Below are 21,702 nucleotides of genomic sequence, written 5' to 3' on the forward strand. Positions count from 1 at the left end.
TCTAAAAATTTAGTTTATGTCTGACCCATTACAAACATTTCTATTATCTATGCCTTCACCCACATATCTATCCCATTCTTTTTGAGTCATTTCTTTTCTTGGCATTAGTGAACATACATTGTCAGATAATGATGGGATATCCAATTCATATCTTCTTAAATCATGTCCTGAAGTACCTACAAATAATGTTTTACCATGATCAGCAAAGGAAGCTTCTGATGCCCATGCACCTAAGTCATTTAATATAATTGGCGATTCATTGGTTCTTCCTTTCTCTATATTCCAGATTCTAGCTGATCCATCCAAACTTGTACTTACAAGTCTCTTTCTTTCATTATCAAATTTTAAAGAAGTTACACGGGTATCATGTCCTTGTAGGTTGTCAATTTCAGTTCCTGTAATTCTATCCCAAAGGATCAACTTACCATCTTCAAAACCCAATGCTACTGTTTTACCATCATCTGAAAAAGCTAAAGCTGTACCTGTGATTCTTTGATCTGCATAAACCAAAGTTTCATCACAACCACCGTCTGGGCACCACTTCATCACAGCTCCTGACTCAAGCATTCCCCAAATATTACCATCTAGGTTAGAAACTTGAAGCTTAGTAATTCTTGAACTTGTTTTCACAAAACTTGCCACTGCATAACTTTCAATATCCACAGCATAAACCTTTTGAGTTTGTCCTGCCACAAATATTCTATCTCCATATTGATCAAAAGAACCCGTCCATAACTGTCCTTTTGAAACCTCTACTTTCTTTAACTCTTCAAATTCAGGATAGCTGAAGATTGTCATTTTACCCTGTTCAGTATAAATAGCAGCTCTTCCTTTCGTTTTAGAAACTAATAAACCTCTAATTACACCTTGATTCTCAGTAATCAACTCCGATTCAAGACTACCATTTTTCCATTTATGAATAGTTCCATCTGAACCTGCTGAATACAAATAATTTAACTCAGGATCAAAAAATAATGTTCTTACATAATCTTTGTGGCCTTTCATTAAGTTAAAATCATCTCCTTTAAAACCTTTAAGTGCCTGATATAAACCTTGGTATACATCGGGGTTTGGATCAAGTCCTTTGTACTGCTCATTAAAACCATAAGCTTGAGAGGCTAACAAAGCCTTTTGCTCTGGATCTTTTAGCTGTAGCGACTTTACGGCTAAGGCTTGAGCAATGGAAAGGAAACGAAGTGTATCCGCGTTTGCTTTCGCAAGGTTTGCTGCTTCTTTTTGCAACTCGGCTTCTTTTGATTTTCGATCCGCAATATTAGCATTTAATGTTGCCTTATCTTTTTCAGCATCAGCCAATTGTCTTTGTTTCTCAGCTTCTACTAAAGCAAGACGTGCTCTTTCTGATTGTCTTAATGCTACATTCTTCTGATAATCAGCTGAATCTTTTGCTGCTTGAGCAATTTCTGTTTGCTTACGGGCTTCATCCGCAGCTTGCTCGGCCAATACAGTTTGAGCCTCTGCTTTTTTCTTTTGCTCCTCAGCAATTCTAGCACTTTCCTTCGCTTTTTCACCAAACTCAGTCGCCTGAATGGCGGCAATTTCTGCATCTCTGGCTTTCAATTGGGCAAAAATCACAAGCATAATTGCACCAATAGTTGCAGCCGCTAAAACGAGTGCAATCACTTTGGTACGTTTGACAATTCTTTTCTGTAACCTTTCTTTTACTCTTTGTTCCTCTTCATACTCCTCTTGACTAGATTTTAAGAAAGTAACCGCTCTTTCGTAAGAAGGTTCGTACTGAATGGCCCAAGCTAAGTTTGGTCTAAATCTTTCTTTCCACTGAATGGCAATATAAAGATCTGGCGGACGCCATAAACTTGCCTTTCCTTGCTGATACATTGAAGCAGCTTCAGCAAGACGTTTATATATTTTTACTGCTTCATATTCCTCGTCTACCCAATCTCGACAACGTATCCATACACGCATTAGAGATTCGTGAGAAATATCCACTACAGTATCACTGATCACATCTACACTCTGATCAGGCATTAGTAATGTTCTACCTGAACTTCTAAAACGATCTACGACATTAATCACAATGCTTTCGTCCGTTTCTGCGATGTGTGCTAAGTTCTTTAATTTTGTAGGGCGACGAATACCTCTACCATCATCTCCTTTCTCTGTCAGTGCCTTGAATAGCTTTTCACAAATCAGTTTTTCTTCCTCTGTTAACTCACGGTAAGCTTCATCGGCGTGCTGTGACAGGGCTTCCCCCATACCGCCAATAGCTTCATAATGGTAAACATCTACCTCATCGTTATCATCAGAGTGTGAATTCCAATACTCCCAAGTTCTCATCAGGGCATGTTGCATGATTGGAAGCTGATCTTGTGTATCTCCTAAATCATTGAGCAATCGCTGTAATAATCTAGGTGAAATCTTTGCTCCACCCACAGACATTGGACCAAGAACAGCCTCTTTCTTTTGATCTCTCGTCATTTGAGGGATCAAATAGTGGCTTTCATTGATAAGATAGGTAAGTTCTGGAAATCTTGCACAGTCACCTATGTAGTCAGAACGCATGGTCATCACTACATAAATTGGAACTTTCTTTTGCTTGGTAGCTTCCACTAATAACTTTACAAATGCAGAAGCCATTCCCATCGACAAGTCTTCTGACTCTAGTCTTGAGAATCTAAAAAGTTCTTCAAACTGATCTATTAATATGAGGAAATTGTTTCCCTCTTCTTTTTGTAATCGTTCTACTAAGTTGACTAGACCTTTAGAACTACTAAGCAACATGGTCACAGCCACATTCAAGAGTAATTCCTGATCTTCATTTGATTTTTCAGCGTAAGTAGTCGTAGATTGTAATACCGCTAGAGCAAGGTTTTTGATAGGATCTGTACCGGGCCTGGATGTGGAAACATTCCATGAAGAACCTTGTTTCTCCATAAATCCGCCTTGCAAAGCGGGAATAAGTCCACAATAAATAAGTGATGATTTTCCTGAGCCCGATGCACCAAGTGCCGCTACAAATCTATTTTTCTCTAAACGCCATAATACTTCTTCTGTTTGGCCATCTCTACCAAAGAACAAGAAAGTTTCATCCGTACGGAACGGTCTTAACCCAGGGAATGGGTTAAATTGACCTCCAAGGACCAACCTTTGAGCATCTGTATTTGTGGATGAGAATGAATTCATAGAAAGTAAACGAATAGAAAACGTTAAATTACAACATTAAAATTAAAATGATGACAAAAAACTGAGTAAATCATCGGAAATCATTACATCATCAAAAACGAAGATTCCAACAGATTTATAAAGTGGATTGCCATCTAAAATTTTAGATAACCTTGATGCAATTCCATAATTAGTTGCAACAATTGCTTTGGTATTTAAAGGTTCTTTCCGACCTAAACCAGAAGCACGTAGATTGTCCTGTAACTTTGCAAAAATCCAATCATCCGGAGCTTTATCCACAAAGATGATTGTACTATTACAAACTTGTAAATGCCTTTGATGTTGTCTTCTCATCATCTTGGCACCTTGTCCCATTCCTAGCTTTAAGATGCCAAACCCAAGAGTTGACAATCTATTTTCAAGTATTTGTGAGTGTTCTGCATCTTCGATGTCACACATGATATAAACTTTCTTAGCAGCAAAGTCTTCATTTAAAGCTGGGTCCTCACGTCTATTATAGGTGCTTAATTCACCATGAAGAATAGTCTTAAACTTCTCCAAGTCCGTTTTAAAAGTATAAGTTGCCTCATGTTCGTCAACATTTTTCAAAAGTTTTTCAATGTAAAACTTCCTCTTATCTGTTGAAAAACGAACTGTAGGCGGTACCCAAACAAACTTTTTGATTCTGTTCTCATTTTGGAGAACATATGTTTCAGTAACTTTTTCTTGCCATTCTAAGAACGAATAAGAGTCATGATTTATTTTCTCACCTTCTCTTCCTCCTGCTAAATGTATGGCAATTTCTACATCATTAAGGTCATCCCATTGTATTTGAGACATGAAATCAGTGTGGCATGGATAATCTTTTTTGGGTAAAATATCAAATCCAAAAGCTTTAAGATCTCTTTTGAGGAGCAGTCTTTCCATTCTCAAGTCATCTGAGGTATCACCTAAGAAAACCTGTTTAGGATAGTTGTGTCCATTGAAAGCGTCATAAATATCAAGTGCTAAATCAGAAATCACTAACCAATAAAAAACTCTATAACCTTCAGATAATGGTATGGTAAGCGTGACTTCTTTACCAATTCTATTATCAAACCTCGAAAGATGATAGGTTCGTAAATTTTTTATTGATTCGGGCTGATTTTCCTCAGCAATATTGTTAAGGAATAGTTTGTAATTTTTTTGGTTACTATTTAAAGATAATTCATAATTTGATGCTTCACAAACAAACCATACAGCAATATCTGCTTCTTCATTCGCTTTGTTGCCAATGGAAACATTTACTTGTATATTTTGAGATTTCATTTCTTTCAATGCCACTTGTAAAGCATCTGAAATCATGTATCCCAATTCTAAATGGTCGTCAGGGTTGTCTTGACCTGCATTCACACAAATGATATGAATATGCATAGATTCCGATTAAAGTTTGTAATGTGTTGAGCGATGATGATGCGGGTATTCAAATCAACCAAATTCAATAGTCTAATTTAATTTTAAATGAGCACCTTTATCCAAAAAATTACCAATATGAATGCTAACTTACATTAACATTCCTTTATTAAGAAACAAAAAGGCGACCGAATTAATAATTCAATAGCTTTTTTTATACAAAAAATAAAAATAGTTATATACGAATCATCCAAAAACGATCAAAATTGACTATTTCACTTTGTCATGTCTTCTGAAAGTTCAATATTAAAGATGAATAAACTTTCACTAAAATAAATTACCTTTTCTCTAATTTGAAAACTAAAACAGGAGGTATTTTTGAAAAAATATCACCTCTATTAAAGACCGGTTCCTCGATAGCTGAAATCATAAAACCGTACTTTGAGGCCAGTCTAGAATATTCACTGATAGGACGGTGAAAGTAAAACTGTTCCTCTGGCTGTTCTTGTAATGCAGTTCCTTTAGATGTACTGCTTTGAATATAGTTTTTTACAAAGATGCCATTTTCTTCAAACTCTGTAAATTCAGAGTTGAACGCCGGATGTTGAATTGAAAATACAAAAGAGCCGCTTTCTGAAATGGTGTTTGAAATGTATTGGAATAAAGTCTCCAATTCAGGAACATCCATAAACACCATATTAGCTACAAATTTATCAAAAGAATTCCCTAAGCTTTGAAGTTCCTCTATTATGGTTGCATCAATCACAAAATAATCAATCTCTCCCCCATAAGCCTTTGCCTTTTTGATATTTTCTTCAGAGAAATCAAAAGCAGTTACTTTTGTTACCTCATTGGCTATTCTTCTTGCAAAAATTCCATTACCACAACCAATATCAAGCAAATGTTCATTCGGCTTAAGATCTAAAAGTGTTTCAGTTATTGGAGCAATCAGGTTAAGGTGCCAATCATTACCTTTCTCCCCCATTTTCTCATCCCAAACCTTCGCATTGGCATCCCAAATCTCTTTGTTTCTTTGATTGATTTCTCTTTGATTCATAATCATTTATTCGTTGTAATTCACTTCAGGGATTGGTCCTCCAAATATTTCAATATTGAATGGAGGCTGAACCATTAGTAAATTAAAGGTGCCTTTCTTTTGCAATAATTCCAATCGATAAAGATCCCGTAACCGGGCTAATAACTTTCCTCCGATATTCAAACCTCTCAACATACCATTACTTTCTATTCTTGTACCCCAAAAAGTACTCGGTGCATTTTGATCCAATTCTATCTCTACAATAGGAGATTGTTTAACGGCTCCATTTTTTAATAAAACCTTTCCAAATTCCTTACGATTATTAGCCAGTTTCATTAAGAGAGCATACCAAAATCCGTTGATAATTTCTGTAAGAGCTTCCCAATGCTTTTCCTTATACTGATCAAAAGGAAGGTCTCTCATTTCCCAATCTTTCATGATCCAAGAAGAACGCCAGAACATTCGCATATCGTCTTTTCGATCACCCACCTGCTTTGCTCCTAGTCCCGAAGTTTGATCAATAATCAATAACTGTTTATCGATGATGTCATCTCCTTTTAAAGGATCAAATTTAACACATTGAAAAAGGTGTTCTGCTGTTCTGAAGTGTGGAAATTGGGGTACTTTTATTGGAAAACCTTCAACGGTATTAGAAAGTAAGTCGCATTCTTTCGCAACAATATGCAAACGAGAACTATTTTTTCGTACAAAAGCATTTATTCCTTCATGACGAACTTTACCTGATTTCACTTGGTCAAAAAGGATATTGATATGATACGGAAAAACTTCTTTTTGGTCTAATAGAAAGTCTTTAATATGATATGTGCTTGTATAGCACATATCTTTTACTTCATTAATAGAAAGGTAATGCATATTTTGGAAAAAATAATTTACGTTAATGGTTAGTATGTTGCTCTGAAAATACTTTAAACTTTTACATTTAAAAGTGCTTGATATGGATCACCTTCTAAACCTAACAATTTGGCAAAAGCGGGTTCGGTTTTCAATCCACCTTCTTTTAAGGCAATGACTTTTTGACGGAATTTCTCTCCGTACTTGATCAGTAGCTGATGCTCTTTCAACATATGACGATAGGCATTTTGGTGTTCAGTTGGTTTATCCTGACCAAATACCTCAACTTCAAATGCATCAATCATGAAGCTACAAACTACTGCCCCTACTTTTTCTTGATGAGAAATTGAAATTTGAAATTGTTCTTCTTTTTGAAATTCATGAATAAGAAAATCCTCAAAAGATTTTAATGAAGAGCAACTACAGATAACGTCCAAATCACTTTCAGGAAGATCAATTCCTATTGGTATTGTTCCTGTCAAGAGGGGATTATAGTCCGCAAGGCGTTCAAAGATTTTATATTTTTTCAACGCTTTAAAAGCCTCTTTTTGTCTTGGATTCCCCTCTTTCAGGTATTCAATATTTTTAAAATCGATCATTAATGGATAAACTATACTAAAACTTCACTTTGCTTGTAAGCTAAGATAAGATCATTGATAGCATCCCACAATTCTATTCGTTTTTGTAAAGCTTCTTTTGCAGTATTTAATGTTTCTTCCCATTTCTGCTGATCATCTCCACATAACTCAGACACCATTCTTAATGATAATGGACCATGCTCATCACCATCTAATTCAATGTGTCTCTTCAAATAATAAACCACTTTATTATATTGATTTTGATCTTCTGCATTTTTCAGAATTTCCAAAAACATATCAGGAATTACATCCTCTCTTCCAAAGGTAAAAGCGGAAGCAATTAAATGAGTCTTGTTTGAGTGAATCACAGAAAAAGTGTAACGTACAAAACTAGCCACTCTTTTATCTAAACCAATTCGTTCTAACCCAACATCAACTGATTTTCCTTCTAGAATAAAATCAACCAATTGATGCATTTTTGAAGCATCAGCGTTCACCTGATCCATTGCATCCAAATACATCTCATAGTGACTTTTGGGTTCTCCCAATTCATTAATATCACTTTCTTCTCCACAAACAATTTCATTGATAAATCTAGCGATTGTTGGATTAGTACTTGGTGTCCAAGGATATTCAACATTTGTGAGTTTTTGTTGCAATGCTTTCAATAAAGACATAAAATCCCAAACGGCAAACACATGGTTTTCCATAAACACTTTAATATCGTTTACCTCTTTTAAGTTTTGATATAAGGCGTGGTTTGAAAGTTGATCTCTCAGTAATTTAATTTCTGATTCAATGTATTCAATAGTGTACATCATACTAAGTTTGTTTGTTACGAGTTTAGATAATGAATCCTTGCTGATTTTGATGGTGCAAAGTTAGTAGATGTCTATCTATAAACAACAATAGCAACTTTAATTTATAAGTTGCTATTGTTGTTGTGTGAGACAAATAAGCTAGGCAATATGTGTCATCTCATTGAGTGTAAATTCTTCCACAGCATCTTCCGTGGCTTTCATGTACTCGGCAAGGTGTTCATTTTCCATATGTTGTTGCCATAAATCACGGCTCTCCCAGTTTTCATAAAACAAGAATAAGTTCTCATTTTCATTATCTTGATGCAAATCATAATTGATACATCCTTTCTCAACTCTCGTAACTTCAATCAATTTGAGCAACTCATTCTTCACAAATTCACCTTTTCCCTGTTTTGCTAATATTTTTGCAACTATGGTTAATTTTTGATTTGACATTTTTTCGTTGAAAATAGTTATAAAATTATTTTTTGATGGTTATATATTTCTCTCTAAAAATACGATTTTGATTTCATATTAAGAAGAATTTTCAATGCATCAACTTAATGAACAAACCTTATCGGAAGCCATTTTCCCTGTCAGAATTGACATTGGTACACCTGCAGGACTGTAAGCCCATTGGCCTGCAAGGAAAATATCTGGAATGGGTGATAAAATTGCTTTTCCTGAGTCTTGAATTTTATGAGGCACAGGAATTTTCCTTTCAAATGACCAGCCCACAATTGCCCCATCAGAACTATTAATTCGCTCTTTATAGCTGATAGGTGTAAAAGAAAATTGATTTTCTATATTTCTTGAAAGTTCTGGATAGATGGAGTTAGTCAAAGACTGAATGATTGTGTTTTCCACTTTTGAAACAAAGGCTTTATACCACCCTTTTTTCTTCAATTTGACAAAAAGCTCATGTTCAATGATAAAACTAATAATCAATCCCGTTTTGTGTGGCGGTACTAGTTCCTTATTCTTTAGACCTGGAATTGATATCTCAAAAGTATTGAAATTCAAAAAGCGATACACCCAATCCCATAAAACTGGACGTCTGATCTCCTCCCAGTTCAAAAGTATTTCTTTCAATTCTTCCCGATGTATTTTATTGAGACCTTTCCTTTTAGGAGTATAAAAGAAATGTCCATTTGAAATGTTACGGAAATAACTCAAAGGTAAATCGACTTCAAGGTAGAGTGAAAATACTGACTCACTTCCTTTTGTTGCATCAAATTCATGTTTCTTTGCTTTGAAGTTCTTTTGTGTTTTGGAATTCAATTTCTCAATTGAAATATGATCATAAAGATTTTTCAAGTCTCCGGCCCAAATCAGATGATCATAAAAGTATTTTTTATCATTATGATCAATCACATATTTTTCAAAGGCATTTATATCTGTCACCATGGTATTAGTGATCAACTCTCCTCTGTATTCTTTGATTTTTGCCACTAACTTCTCTACTAATTGGTCTACTCCTAACTTTGGGTAAAAATAATCCAAGTACAAAGAGAAATAGCTCATTGCAAAAAAAGCAGGAGTCCCTTTGAAAAAATGTTGTGAAATAATATCTCTCAAAGACTGATTGGTAATTAACCGCTCCAGATAGGCTTCAACAGGCACGCTTAACTTATTGATCTTTCTGACAGTCAGCAAAAACTTTGGAAGCCAGGGCAACAATTCTTTGAAAATATATTTCACGTCTCTCTTCAAGTCCTTAAAGACAGGGTTTTCAATTCCATACAACACATCAAGGTGCTTCATCACCCTTTTCATCTCCAAAATAAAACCTTCTATTTCCAATTGACTTTCAGGAAAAAGATGAATCAACATTTTCTGATATTCAACTATTGAACCTTCATCTTCAATACTCACCACTTGGTCTTCCACTCCTACAGAAACTTTGCTTCTCACTACATCTATTTCAATCCGCAAATCATCCAACATAGGTAATATTACTCCCGCACTTTCCAATGCCCTCACCCCTGCTTCAAAATGAAACCCATTGCTTTTGAAAGAACTTACCAAGCCTCCAAACTCATTATTTTTTTCAATCAGCACAATCTTTTTTCCTGCTCGTGCTAAATACACCGCAGAAGTAAGCCCCGCTATACCTCCGCCTACAATTACAGCATCATATTTTGAAGTCTCCATTTTAATTCAGTCTACCCATCGTTTTACTTATATTCCATAAGAGTTCTGCTATTTCGTGATCCAATGCTGGAGGAGTTGGTTCTTCCAAAGTAGTAAGGTTGAAGAACTTTCCATTGATCTTCTCTACTTCTTCTGATACACCTAAATGGTAAAGTGCTTCTGCTGATACAGTTGCTGGCTTTAAGTTTCGATCTAAAATATGCTTCTTATACCATTGATACACTTTTCCATTTTCCTTGCCTGAGTCTGATTTGACAGCCCCTGGATGCATAGCGTTGATAATCACTCCTGAATTTTCATAAAAGGATTTAAACTTCAGCATACATAAAAGCTGCGCAAGTTTAGCAGAGCCATAACTTGAATACCCAGAATATCTTCTTTTTTTAAAGTTCAAATCATCCAACCTTAATCCCCAAGGAACAAATCGGTGCCCTTCTGAATTCACTAAGATAATCCTTGCTTTTTCCTGTTTCCTTAGCTTGTTTTTAAGTTTATAATTGATGATAAAAGGTGAAATATGATGTACCATCAATACTTTTTCTATGCCTTCATTGGTCAACTCTTTTTGGGTTAAGAAAACTCCTGCATTATGAATAATAACATCAATTGGTTCATCCATTTGATTTAACTTTTCAGCCACTGAATGCGTATCCTTTAAGTTGCTCAAATCTGCCAATAAGTATTCACATACTACATTATAATTATTTTGTATTTCGTTTTTTAAATTTTCAGATTTTTCATAATTACGGTTAATACATAAAAGGTTTGCTCCCATTGAAGCATATTTTTTAGCCACTAAATAACCAATACCTGATGTTGCACCAGTGATGACGACCAATTTTCCTTTAAAATCGGATGAACATATTTGAGGATCTTTACGGTTATTTTTCAGCATAGCATACACATTAGACCATTCGTACTCTTTGAAATACTTCCAAAACCTTATTCCATTCTCCTTCATAATCACCCAAATTTTCTTTTCATAAACTTTCTGTATGCTTTTCCGAAGTGTGGAATATTATCAAAAATATCTCCCCAGAGGTCGTAATAGTCCCGTTGCTCAATTATCTTCCCTTCTTCATTAATGGTCAATCTGCTTGCCCCGTACATCACAGAACTCGGGTACTTTTTATAACTGATAGTCATTTCCCATTCAAGAAAAAAATCTTTTTCCTTCTGAAGGACTTTCACCAATTTCATTTTCAAATCTTTAGAGCGTTTTGTGAGCCTTTCCGTCATTGCTTTGAAATCGGGCATACCTTTAATCTCTTGAATGGAATCCCTAAAATAGATTTCCTCATCATAATAAGGCAGTATATGGGACCAATCAGGTTTACCATCTGTATTGTAAGTCTTTGTCCATAGTTCATTCACTATCTTCAAGGTCAGATGATAAGGGTTGTCTGTTTCGTTTAAGTTTTCTGCTTTCATATTTAGTTATTTGCTTTTGCTAGTAGAAAAATAATCTGTATATCAAATTCTTTTCTCTAGAGTATAGTTTTTAGTCAAAAGATGAAATGGTTCTCAATTTGAGCTCATTTCATATTCTCTTCTAAGTTAGTGTTATTGGTTTTAGAAATGAAATAATGGGAGGTTATAATTTATTAAAGTGACAGCAATTACTAAACTTCTCAAAGCTCACCTTTTCATGATCAACTTTGAGCGATTAAAAGGTTATCTTTTGATCAATTTATATACTTTTCGAGTCTGTGATTCAATATGAAAAACTGAGATCAGATAGATTCCCGGAAAATAATCTTCTGTTTTGATAATGACACTGTCGGTTTTAGATTTTTCTAATTGATCTATTTTTTTTCCAGAGGTATTAAACACTTCTATAACAACAGCAGAAGTTCCATTGAAAGAGTTCAGCGTCAAATGATTTTCAAATGGGTTAGGAAATAAAGCAAACTCTTCTGAATGTAGAAAATCAGGTAAATTAGTCACTTCACAGCTCCCACAATCTCCACCACAATCAATAGCAATCTCATCTCCATTCAGAATTCCATCATTACATGACCAACTTGTTCTTATTCGATTTGCTTCTGTTTCTAGTTCTTTTAATTTTTCTTGTTGATCTACTGTCAATGTTCCACTCAATAAATTATTGGTCTCATAGGGGTCATTTTTCAGATCATACAACTCTTGTGTATTTTCAGTATCCAAAAATTGAATCATTTTATACTGGGCCTCACGAATCGTGTAAGCATCATCGGGGAAACCATCTTTGGCACCCAGTTCCATATAATTGTATTTTCTTACTGGACCATCTTCTCCCGAAAGAAGATGCTTGAAACTTAAACTGTTGTACAACCCTCCTTTTTCCCCAATCGATTCATCTGAGAAATGAGCCATCGTAGCAAACAAATCACATACATTGATCTGTTCATCAATAAATTGATTTTGCAATGTTACACCCTTACCTGAAACCAACATCGGCACATGCATTCCTCCTTCGTACAATGATCCTTTGCCATGGCTGTATCCTTGAACTAAGTTGACAGGAGTACCGTTATCACCTACAAAGATAATTACAGTATTCTCCAACACACTTTCGGGAATATTCTCCAAAAGACGTCCAATTTCATAATCCATATTCTCAATCATAGAAAGGTACTTTTTCATATTGGCTGAACCTGTATGATTTGTGGAATAAGTTCCTTCTGGTGGATATTGATAAGGTGAATGCGGGGTCACATGTGCCAACCACATCAACCAAGGTTGTTTCTGTTTATTGATCCAATTGATTGCATAGTCCGTAAAATAGGACGTCACATATTCATTACACGTTTCTTGTTGTTTGTTTTCTACTTTCTCCCAACTATAATAATCCGATACTCCTGACTTTAATACTCCCATATACTCGTCAACTCCATGCTCATTGGGATGGTCATAATCATTATTCTTTCCAAGATGCCACTTTCCCACCAAACAAGTGATATAGTCGTTGTTTGTTTGTTCTTTTAGCTGTGAGAAAATAGTTGTGTGATCTGTACTCAACTCTCCCGGAACAGTAGGGACACCGTTATTAATACCATATTTACCTGTCATGATTGTAGCTCTTGTAGACGCACAAACTGGAGTAGCCCATACATTTGTAAACATTACGCCTGATTCTCTTAAAGCATCAAGGTTGGGTGTTGAAGGAAGATTATTTCCAATTCCATAACCGGGCATTACATCAGCACCCATATCATCAGCAATGAGCAATAAAATATTAGGGTTGTCTTGTCCTTTAGCAGTTTCAAAGATTGATAATAATACTATTATAAGTAGTAGTTGTTTCATTTTGCTTTCAATCAAAAAATTATAAGTATTTCATAATTTTAGGAATTTATGAAAGAGAATTCAAATAAAAAAGGCTTTCTAACCATTAAGAAAGCCTTGAATTATCTATTTTTTTTAGCAAAAAAGTAAATCAACTAAAGTACATAAAATCTCGTTAATATTTAATTACTCCATAAGTATAACCTTTTCACTTTGCTTCTCTTCTTCTTCAGATTTTAAATTTAGAACAATAGAGTCTCCAACAAAATCATGAATGGCTCTATGTCTGTTATTCAGATTAATTGTAAAAAAAGACAGCCATCCTAAAGTGTATTTCGTGACGGCCCTTAATACCGCTCGGAAGAGGTTGACTCTCTTTGTAAAATCTGCATTATTTCTAACAATAATTCCCATTAATCTTTGACCAATTGTAGCTGAGTACAATGTTAGAAGGATGGGCTCATAGACCAAGGTAATAATAGAAAAGAAAATAAATATTTCTAATCCATTTTCTCCATTAGAGAACAATTGAAGAATAAGAATCAAAACGGCACCCATTACAAGGCCATCAATAGCGGAAGCTTTAATTCTAGAAGATAAATATGGGTAGTCAAACTCTTCATTTTCTGATTGGCTTTTTTCCTTCTCTTGACTACTTTCTACATATTGTTTATCAAAAACACACCTCATTGAAGGCAATGTATGAAAAGCAATAGCTATAACGAGATTAATAACTCCTATTACTTCAAGTAAAATTAAACCCATGTCTACCCCTCCGAAAAACAGAAAAAGTCCATTCAGCACCAACAAAGTTGAAGCAACCCATTTAGCCCATTTTTTACCTAAAAGAATAAAACATAATGGAGGCATTAGAATAAAGAGAAAAATCAGTATTTCATTCAGGTCTGATCCAACTTCAATAAAGAAAACAGTTTCACAAATACAGAATGTTAATACCAATAGTTTTAATTGAGTAAAGCCTAGTTTTCTACCTTCTATTTTAGTTTTCATTTTACGGTTTAGCTATATATTTATTCGCTTTTGGTAATTCCATCAATATTAACCATTATTTTTCAAAATAAAAAAGGCCACCAATGCTCATCAGTGACCTTTCTTCTTGAAAACTACTTTTTATTTTTGTTGAAACGTCTGTTTCATTGCTTCATATTCTTTATCCATAGAAGGCTTACAGAATTGAGTTCCTTCAAAGATTTTATTTGATTGTTCTTGACGGCTCGCCAATTTTTCATCCAAATGCTCTTTTTTCAACTCTCTTTGTTTTCCATCAACACCAAATACAGTCAGTGTCAATTCTTTCTGATCTCTTGTCACTAAGACCTTCTCTCCTTCTTTTACATCAATTACGATTGGCTGGAATAAAGCATGTTCAAAACTGAATGTAACATCTTTTCCTTCCATTATGTAAGTATACAACTCTACTTCTTTTTGACGTTCGAATTGACCTACTAATGTGCCTCCCATTAGCTTCTCTTTATAAGAAACGTTGTTCAGCTTTTGTGGCATTCTTGGTGCCAATGTAATTGTATTTTCAATTGCATTTGGTCTTAAACCTAAGAAGTGTTGATACCAAACTCTTAATTGCTCACCATTTGACCATGCTTGCATGTATGTACCCGTTAATTTAGGGTAAGTCTCACCTGGATGTGGGAAAGCATCTGCATTTTCATTCATACTACCCACAGCTCCCATATCCAACGACTGTTCGTTCATATTTTCAAACAGTTGGAAGGCAATATCCGGCTGACCACTTTCAATCATACGTTGCATTGCATAACCATTGTTCCATTGCCAAATTGTACCATTATGGTAAGCCGCATCTTTATGATAATGCTCCCATGCTAAGTGATAAGGGTGGAAATTTGGATCTTCTTGGCTTAATGATGCAACACCCCAAGGATATACTAAATGCTCCCAGATTTCACGAGTCAATTCCATTTTCTTCACATCATCTGTCATAAAGTCCATTGCAAATAATTGGTTTGGACGGAATTGGAAATCTGGTTGATCAGCATGATCTATACGGTCAGCCATATAAGCATGTGAATCATCAAAGAAATCATTATTGAAGTTAGCTTGTACTTTATCTGCAATTTTTTGCCAACGTTTCATATCGCTGATATGGTTTGTTTCTTTTGCACAGTAGATCGCCGCATTTAATTGCTTGAACCATAAGGCCTGAATATCATTGGCGTAGCTGCCTCTTGGTGAATAAGGAACGTGATCCGGTTCTCTTCTCGCATCCATCCAAGTATCAGCATCTTCGTGCGTTAAGTACCCCTTTTTGTTTACCCAGTTTTTCAATGCACCATCCACACTTCTTTTTACTGTAGGATACATTTCTTTGATCAATGAATTATCTCCAGAGTATTGGATATAGTCTAATAATTCAAAGATAAAACGAGGTGTACCGTCGGTTGTATGGTAGTTCAGTGATTCCATTTTTACAATATTTGGAATTCTACCGTAGTATTTTGAAGTTGATTTTTTGTCTTGAACATCCGCGAAAGAAAGTAAGATTTTCTTCGCTACCTCAGTCTCACCTAATACTAAAGTACCGCCCGGCAATGAAATAAATGTATCTCTACCCCAATACTCGTTAAACCAAGGAATACCAGCATAAATACCATAACCTCTTTGATGTGTCACCATTTCGTCCATAGTCAATGTCAACCACATTAAGGCTTTATCAAAATGAGGGTCTTCAGTTTTGATTGCTGTATTTTCTGTGATCAATTGCGTCATACGATCCGTACGCTCTTGCATCCATGCCCCATGTTCGATTCTTGCTTGTTGGATTAATGCAAGACCATCTTCTTTTGTTTTGGCATATGAAATATAAAAACCACCTTTTCCTGAAGCGGTCACTTTTGCATTACCTTCCTCATCAATTTTTTCATCATGTGAAGGAGCCACCACCACAAAGTGATCTTCTGATTCTGAAGACACAAAATAAGATGCATTTTTGTCTCTACTCTCTAATTTAATCTGATCACCTGTTACAGTTAGATTTGTGACTTTCCCTTTTACATCACGGAAATCAACATAAATAACATCTTGATCATCAAAAAGAATTAATCGCTCAGTACCTTGAGCTGTAGCTCTTTCTAAGTAATGAGGGAAAACTTCCACTTTTGAGTTGGCACGATCAAAAGGTTTTCCGTCTACCGTCAACTCATAATCACTTAAGATTCTTTTCTGACCAATATTCCACCCATTAAACCAACTATACAATTCACTATTTAAAATATGTGTCTGTGTTTGGAAATAAGCACTTCTTTTATTGGTATAAGTAACAACTCTATTTTCTGCCGCAGCAACATTCACTTTCAATGTCTGTAAAACTTCATCTTTAACGGCTTCTTTAGCTGTAAATTTATGCTCATTGTTTTCTTCAGCACACCCATAAAAGAGTACCAAAGCGAGAAGTATAAATGCACTTTTAATAACCCTCATCTCTATTTTGTTAATCTTAAAACCTTGTGATAGAACATTATGCTATCACGCAATACTATTATTTATGTTCCTCTAAGTTAACAATTGTTCATAGGTCTCAAAATGATTTCTATTTTATTAATAAATGTAATTTGAAAATTGTTATATGCAGTATTTTTCATAAAATTCGAAAAAACACAACACTAACATTCTAATGAACAGCATATTACAAAACCTTTATAATAAAACGCTCTTTACTGCTTTTTAAATTTAAATCGGTTGTTCTTAAATCTGTTAATAATTCTTGCTTAACATATAATAAATGTATTTTCTACACACGATTCACCATCTTTATGTCCATATGTTTAAACTTAATGATTACCTGAAATGAATCAACTTAACTACAGACATTTAATGATTGTGCTAATGTGCATAATCACAACACAACTTAGCTATGCACAAGATAAATTATTCTTAAAAGGCTACACCGATTATATCAAAGGTGATATTATGCCTTACAAATCACCTCAAGAAGATGCCAACCAAGCCATGTTGGTAAGATGTTCTGAAGGAAAAAATGAAATGGAATGGGAAGCTGAAGCAGTACCTACTTCTTATGATGGCGAATATGCAGAATATGGCGTTATCATGGGTGTTGATATTGACAGAGCCCAATATGATTTTGATTTCTATATTAATGATAAAAAATATTTCACTTTTACAGCCCCAGAAGAAAGTATTCTTCAAGATGTAACTGCTGATGGTCCTAATGGTTCAAAACTGACATTCAAAGGGACAATGATTGATGCCTATAGTGATATGTTTGGCTATGGCTTCTTGAAAATCAAAACGGCTGACTTGCCAAAAGGAAAACCAGTTAAAATGAAAGTGGTGGCTCCTACTATTGGTAAATCTAGCTGGTTTATGATGTTCAAGTATGGCGTTGATGGTAATGTAAGCTGGAAACAAGAACCTGCTGTCATCAAATCAGACAAAGGCCCAAAACAACAATTAAGAGCAACGATTTTACACTATGGCGATCCCGCTCTGGCGACTATTACAGCTGGTAAATCAAAGGAAAAAGTAACGCTTAATGTGGGAGCCAATGTTTTTAGAGTAAACATTCCAAAAGTAGAAGAAACTACTTCTATCCCTGTTAAAGTAACTGTAGGTAAAAAAGTATTGGATGAACAAGTATTGGAGGTAGAACCTGTAAAACCTTATACTGTTTATTTATTGCACCACTCTCATGTTGATATCGGATATACACATACGCAAGATGAAGTAGAGAAAATGCAATGGAAAAACCTGGATGATGCTGTAATGATGAGCAAAAAGACAGCTAATTTCCCTGAAGGGTCTCAATTCAAATGGAGTGTGGAAGTAATGTGGGCCGTAGAGAGCTATTTGAAAAATGTTTCCCCTGAAAAAAGAGTTGCATTTTTAGAGGCTGTAAAAGATGGTTCTATTGAGCTGAACGGTCTTTATGGTAATATGTTGACAGGTTTATCGAATCCTCAAGAATTGGTAGAATCTACTTTTGATGCCTTACAAGTGGCGAATGAAACTGGTGCTCCAATGGAATCTGCAATGATCACTGACGTACCGGGTTACACATGGGGATTAGTTCCTGTTTTAGCACATTCAGGTGTAAAATATCTTTCAGCAGGTACAAACGTATTCCATAGAATTGGTGGAACTATCTCCACTTGGGGCGACCGTCCATTCTACTGGGCCTCACCTTCTGGAGAGGAAAAAGTAATGGTTTGGGTACACGAAAAAGGGTATAGCCACTTCCATACAGGTTTAGGTTTTACAGATTTGAAAGTGTTATTGACACCAAAATCTGTGTTTGATTACTTAAATGAATTGAATGAGAGAACATATCCTTATGACATCACCACTTTACGTTATACAGTAGGTTCAGATAATGGTCCAGTAGATACGGGTATTTCTGAAACGGTAAAAGAGTGGAATGATACGTATGAGACTCCTAAAGTAATGTTGTCTACTACAACTGAATCATTCAAAGCTTTTGAAGATAAATATGGCGATCAACTTCCTGTAGTAAAAGGTGACTTCACTCCTTATTGGGAAGACGGTGCAGGTTCAACTTCTGCAGAAACAGCATTAGTAAGAAACGCTTCTGAAAAACTTTCTCAAGCCATGACAATTATGTCATTGAACGGTGCTGATATTCCAAATGAAACATTCGAGCAAGCATGGAGATATGTTTTATTATACAACGAGCATACATGGGGTGCTTACAATTCTATCTCAGAACCAGAAGCTGATTTCGTTCATTCTCAATGGGCAGTAAAACAATCTTTCGCTATCAAAGCGGATTCAATTGCTGATGAATTATTAGAAAGAGCATTGGCTATTGGCGAAAAAACAAAAGGTATTTTATTGACGAATACATTGAACTGGGACCGTTCTGAATTAGTAAGATTAAGTGCTGAGAAAACTTCAAATGGTGATTACATTGTAGATCAAGATGGAAAATACTACCCTACTCAGCGTTTGAGTAATGGTGAATTGGCGGTTTATGTGGATCACTTACCGGCTTACGGTCAGTTGGAATTATTCTCAACAGCTGAAATGAAATGCAATAAGGAATGTAAGAAATGCAAGGACTGTAAAAACTGTAAGAAGTGTAATGGTCAAAAAGCATTGAAAGTAGCTGATAATACTATTGAGAACGACTTCATCAAATTAGAAATCAATGCTGAAAATGGTAGCGTAGCTTCACTTTATGACAAAGTAAGAAAGAAAGAACTTTCTGATAATTCTGAATTAAAGGGATTGAATGACTACTATTATGTAGCAGGCAGAAGCCCTAAATCACCTCTTACAACTGCCAATGACATTCAAATTAAATGGTTAGAAAAAGGTGACTTGGTAAGTGTTATCGAAGTAAGTTCTTCTGCTCCTGGTACTGAAGAATGGAAACGAACTTTTGAGGTCAATGCCTACTCTGAAGTGGTAGCTATCGACAATCAAATCAACAAAACAAACGTTTACGATCCTGAAGGTGTTCATATTGCTTTCCCATTCAATGTGAAAAATGGTACAGTAAGAATTGACGCTCCATTTGGTGAGTACATTCCTGAAAAAGAACAATTACAAGGTTCTTGTAAAAACTACTTCACAGTACAACGTTACGCTGATGTTTCAAACCTTGATCATGGTGTAACTTGGGTCACTCCTGATGCTCCAATGATTGAATTAGGTGAGATCACTACAGATGCTTTATCATATGGTTGGGTGCAAGAAGTAAAACCAACGCAAACCATCTATGCATACCTGATGAATAACTATTGGGAAACCAATTACAAAGCTTCTCAAGAAGGATGGCACTCATTCCGTTTTATGTTAAGACCACACGGTGCTTATGTTTCTACTGATGCAAAGAAATTCAGTATGGCAGTGGCTCAACCAATCTTAATTTCTGAAAACGAAAATGATAACTACACTGCATTTATCCAACCTACGGCAAATGATCTAATCATTACTGCTTCAAGACCAATGGACAAAGAGCATGTATTATTGACGGTATTAAATGCAAATGCTGGTGATTCTATTTTAGAATGGACTGCTTCTGATAAAGTTGAAGGGGTTTACCTTTCAAATATCAACGGTGATAATAAAGGTGCTTTCCAACAAGGTGAAAATATCCCAGGTTGGGGTGTAAGATTCTTATTGGTGAAAGTAAATGGTGAGAGTGCTTCAAAGTAATTAGAAAAATAAAAACCTAAAAGCCACTCTTATTTCCTGTATATTAAGGAATAAGAGTGGCCTTTTTTAATTAGCTTTCTTTAAGACCATTGAGTTTAATAACAAATTTCTAAGCAATTAAAGATTAAATTCACTTAAAAAGACTGCATGATCTGATTCAGGATATTTTGTATCAAATGCAAAAGGTAAGCTTTCATCATGTAATTGTTCATTAAATATTTTAGCATCTTTGAAATGCTGGAATAATGACTTTGAGACCAGCATATGATCCAAAAGATTTCCTTTTCCATGATGTAAATGAGAATACCTGATAGATTCTGCAATTGATCGACTACACGAAATTAGTTCTTTCGAAATCAAGTTTGGATTGTTTGTATTCTCCATTTTACCTTGAATTGCTTCTACAGGTACTTGTCCAGGTTCAGCATTAAAATCTCCACATACCACAATTTTTGCTTCAGGTTCTTGTTCAAAAATATTATCTATCAAAATTCTTGTTTCTAAAGCCTGCCCCACTCTCTTAATCGAAGAAAGAAAATAACCTTCAGCCCATCCAGATGCACTTTTCCATTGATAACCTGAGAGTTGCCCTTTTATATTAGAAGCCAATCTTGACTTAAAATGAACGTTTATAACATGCATTACATCATGATCAGAGATTTTAAGTTTGACATAAAAAATTGGTCTTTCCCAATTTACATTTAGTATGTCATCAGTTTCTGGAATTTGAGTTACTTTTCTGTACATCAAATTATTTATGAAATCATTATTATACTGAGCAACCTCAAGTATTTCATACTTAGAAAGAATCACAAGGTTCCTCTTATCTCTTGGAGTATTCTCTTGTGTCATAGTACTCACTTTATGATATTCCTGATATTTTGTTCCATCAAGAATAGTATCTAAAGCAGATAAGGTTCTGCTTGGGTTATCCGAAGAGTGTTCAGGTGTTTCTTGACCATGAACTTCTTGCAAACATACCACATCTGCATCCATTCTTTCGAATTGGTTTTTTAAAGCTGGTTTTCGTAGTTCTAAAGACGGATTTTTGTCATCTCCAGAGAAATCAAGGTTTTCAATGTTAAAAGTGGCAATTCTCATAATTGGAAAAGTTTAGTTAAGAATTTATTTAACTGGTATAAAAATCAAACAACATTGAAATAAATCAACAGATTCTCTTTATTACATAAAAAATTCAGTAAGAAAAATATTATAGATTTGAAAGAGAAATAATTTCAAACTTACAAATGAAAAATAGTTGGCTTAAAAAAAGTGTTGTTTTCTAAATATA

15 protein-coding genes are annotated in these 21,702 nt (G+C 35.0%); 1 reads left to right on the forward strand and 14 read right to left on the reverse strand.

What is annotated here, in order from left to right; all coding sequences use genetic code 11:
- Nucleotides 1-9 precede the first annotated feature (9 nt).
- The 13 genes from AVL50_RS01725 to AVL50_RS01785 form a co-directional block, all read right to left on the reverse strand.
- Nucleotides 10-3,162 carry a hypothetical protein gene (locus AVL50_RS01725; RefSeq protein WP_062614749.1) on the reverse strand — a complete coding sequence of 1,051 codons (3,153 nt, stop codon included), beginning with the start codon at nt 3,160-3,162 and terminating at the stop codon, nt 10-12.
- 42 nt (nt 3,163-3,204) lie between these two features.
- On the reverse strand, nt 3,205-4,554 hold the full coding sequence (locus AVL50_RS01730; RefSeq protein WP_062614750.1) for a hypothetical protein: 1,350 nt from the start codon (nt 4,552-4,554) through the stop codon (nt 3,205-3,207).
- 316 nt (nt 4,555-4,870) lie between these two features.
- Complete coding sequence (locus AVL50_RS01735) at nt 4,871-5,590, reverse strand: class I SAM-dependent methyltransferase (protein ID WP_172826743.1); 720 nt, start codon at nt 5,588-5,590, stop codon at nt 4,871-4,873.
- A gap of 6 nt (nt 5,591-5,596) precedes the next feature.
- Nucleotides 5,597-6,442 (reverse strand): hypothetical protein, encoded by an 846-nt coding sequence (locus tag AVL50_RS01740; RefSeq protein WP_062614752.1) that lies wholly within the window; start codon nt 6,440-6,442, stop codon nt 5,597-5,599.
- 53 nt (nt 6,443-6,495) lie between these two features.
- Nucleotides 6,496-7,020 carry a DUF4269 domain-containing protein gene (locus tag AVL50_RS01745; protein WP_062614753.1) on the reverse strand — a complete coding sequence of 175 codons (525 nt, stop codon included), beginning with the start codon at nt 7,018-7,020 and terminating at the stop codon, nt 6,496-6,498.
- An 11-nt stretch (nt 7,021-7,031) separates the two neighbouring features.
- Nucleotides 7,032-7,820, reverse strand: coding sequence for a DUF3050 domain-containing protein (locus AVL50_RS01750; protein WP_062614754.1), 789 nt, complete (start codon nt 7,818-7,820; stop codon nt 7,032-7,034).
- A 138-nt stretch (nt 7,821-7,958) separates the two neighbouring features.
- The gene (locus AVL50_RS01755; protein WP_062614755.1) at nt 7,959-8,255 is read right to left on the reverse strand and encodes a putative quinol monooxygenase; all 297 of its coding nucleotides are present in this window, start codon (nt 8,253-8,255) and stop codon (nt 7,959-7,961) included.
- Between the two features lie 99 nt (nt 8,256-8,354).
- Complete coding sequence (locus tag AVL50_RS01760; RefSeq protein ID WP_062614756.1) at nt 8,355-9,953, reverse strand: NAD(P)/FAD-dependent oxidoreductase; 1,599 nt, start codon at nt 9,951-9,953, stop codon at nt 8,355-8,357.
- 1 nt (nt 9,954) lies between these two features.
- A complete protein-coding gene (locus AVL50_RS01765) occupies nt 9,955-10,914 on the reverse strand; it encodes an SDR family NAD(P)-dependent oxidoreductase (protein ID WP_062614757.1) in 960 nt (319 codons plus the stop codon).
- A gap of 2 nt (nt 10,915-10,916) precedes the next feature.
- Nucleotides 10,917-11,384, reverse strand: a complete 468-nt coding sequence (locus AVL50_RS01770) for a nuclear transport factor 2 family protein (RefSeq protein ID WP_062614758.1) — start codon at nt 11,382-11,384, stop codon at nt 10,917-10,919.
- Between the two features lie 243 nt (nt 11,385-11,627).
- On the reverse strand, nt 11,628-13,241 hold the full coding sequence (locus AVL50_RS01775) for a sulfatase-like hydrolase/transferase (RefSeq protein WP_062614759.1): 1,614 nt from the start codon (nt 13,239-13,241) through the stop codon (nt 11,628-11,630).
- 165 nt (nt 13,242-13,406) lie between these two features.
- Nucleotides 13,407-14,231 (reverse strand): RDD family protein, encoded by an 825-nt coding sequence (locus AVL50_RS01780; protein ID WP_062614760.1) that lies wholly within the window; start codon nt 14,229-14,231, stop codon nt 13,407-13,409.
- A gap of 120 nt (nt 14,232-14,351) precedes the next feature.
- Complete coding sequence (locus tag AVL50_RS01785) at nt 14,352-16,694, reverse strand: amylo-alpha-1,6-glucosidase (protein WP_062614761.1); 2,343 nt, start codon at nt 16,692-16,694, stop codon at nt 14,352-14,354.
- 405 nt (nt 16,695-17,099) lie between these two features.
- Between AVL50_RS01785 and AVL50_RS01790 the strand changes: the two genes are divergently transcribed.
- Nucleotides 17,100-20,411 carry a glycoside hydrolase family 38 C-terminal domain-containing protein gene (locus tag AVL50_RS01790; protein WP_062614762.1) on the forward strand — a complete coding sequence of 1,104 codons (3,312 nt, stop codon included), beginning with the start codon at nt 17,100-17,102 and terminating at the stop codon, nt 20,409-20,411.
- Nucleotides 20,412-20,528: 117 nt separating this feature from the next.
- Here AVL50_RS01790 and AVL50_RS01795 read toward each other — a convergent pair whose 3' ends face one another.
- Nucleotides 20,529-21,512: an endonuclease/exonuclease/phosphatase family protein gene (locus AVL50_RS01795; protein WP_062614763.1), complete on the reverse strand. Its 984-nt coding sequence runs from the start codon at nt 21,510-21,512 to the stop codon at nt 20,529-20,531.
- Nucleotides 21,513-21,702: the final 190 nt, after the last annotated feature.

Source organism: Flammeovirga sp. SJP92 (assembly GCF_001583495.1).
Taxonomy (GTDB): Bacteria; Bacteroidota; Bacteroidia; order Cytophagales; family Flammeovirgaceae; genus Flammeovirga.

Bases quoted from the DNA above. Each gene is read 5' to 3' on its own strand.
- AVL50_RS01725 (WP_062614749.1), bottom strand. From the start codon at position 3,162: ATGAATTCATTCTCATCCACAAATACAGATGCTCAAAGGTTGGTCCTT.
- AVL50_RS01730 (WP_062614750.1), bottom strand. From the start codon at position 4,554: ATGCATATTCATATCATTTGTGTGAATGCAGGTCAAGACAACCCTGAC.
- AVL50_RS01735 (WP_172826743.1), bottom strand. From the start codon at position 5,590: ATGAATCAAAGAGAAATCAATCAAAGAAACAAAGAGATTTGGGATGCC.
- AVL50_RS01740 (WP_062614752.1), bottom strand. From the start codon at position 6,442: ATGCATTACCTTTCTATTAATGAAGTAAAAGATATGTGCTATACAAGC.
- AVL50_RS01745 (WP_062614753.1), bottom strand. From the start codon at position 7,020: ATGATCGATTTTAAAAATATTGAATACCTGAAAGAGGGGAATCCAAGA.
- AVL50_RS01750 (WP_062614754.1), bottom strand. From the start codon at position 7,820: ATGATGTACACTATTGAATACATTGAATCAGAAATTAAATTACTGAGA.
- AVL50_RS01755 (WP_062614755.1), bottom strand. From the start codon at position 8,255: ATGTCAAATCAAAAATTAACCATAGTTGCAAAAATATTAGCAAAACAG.
- AVL50_RS01760 (WP_062614756.1), bottom strand. From the start codon at position 9,953: ATGGAGACTTCAAAATATGATGCTGTAATTGTAGGCGGAGGTATAGCG.
- AVL50_RS01765 (WP_062614757.1), bottom strand. From the start codon at position 10,914: ATGAAGGAGAATGGAATAAGGTTTTGGAAGTATTTCAAAGAGTACGAA.
- AVL50_RS01770 (WP_062614758.1), bottom strand. From the start codon at position 11,384: ATGAAAGCAGAAAACTTAAACGAAACAGACAACCCTTATCATCTGACC.
- AVL50_RS01775 (WP_062614759.1), bottom strand. From the start codon at position 13,241: ATGAAACAACTACTACTTATAATAGTATTATTATCAATCTTTGAAACT.
- AVL50_RS01780 (WP_062614760.1), bottom strand. From the start codon at position 14,231: ATGAAAACTAAAATAGAAGGTAGAAAACTAGGCTTTACTCAATTAAAA.
- AVL50_RS01785 (WP_062614761.1), bottom strand. From the start codon at position 16,694: ATGAGGGTTATTAAAAGTGCATTTATACTTCTCGCTTTGGTACTCTTT.
- AVL50_RS01790 (WP_062614762.1), top strand. From the start codon at position 17,100: ATGTGCATAATCACAACACAACTTAGCTATGCACAAGATAAATTATTC.
- AVL50_RS01795 (WP_062614763.1), bottom strand. From the start codon at position 21,512: ATGAGAATTGCCACTTTTAACATTGAAAACCTTGATTTCTCTGGAGAT.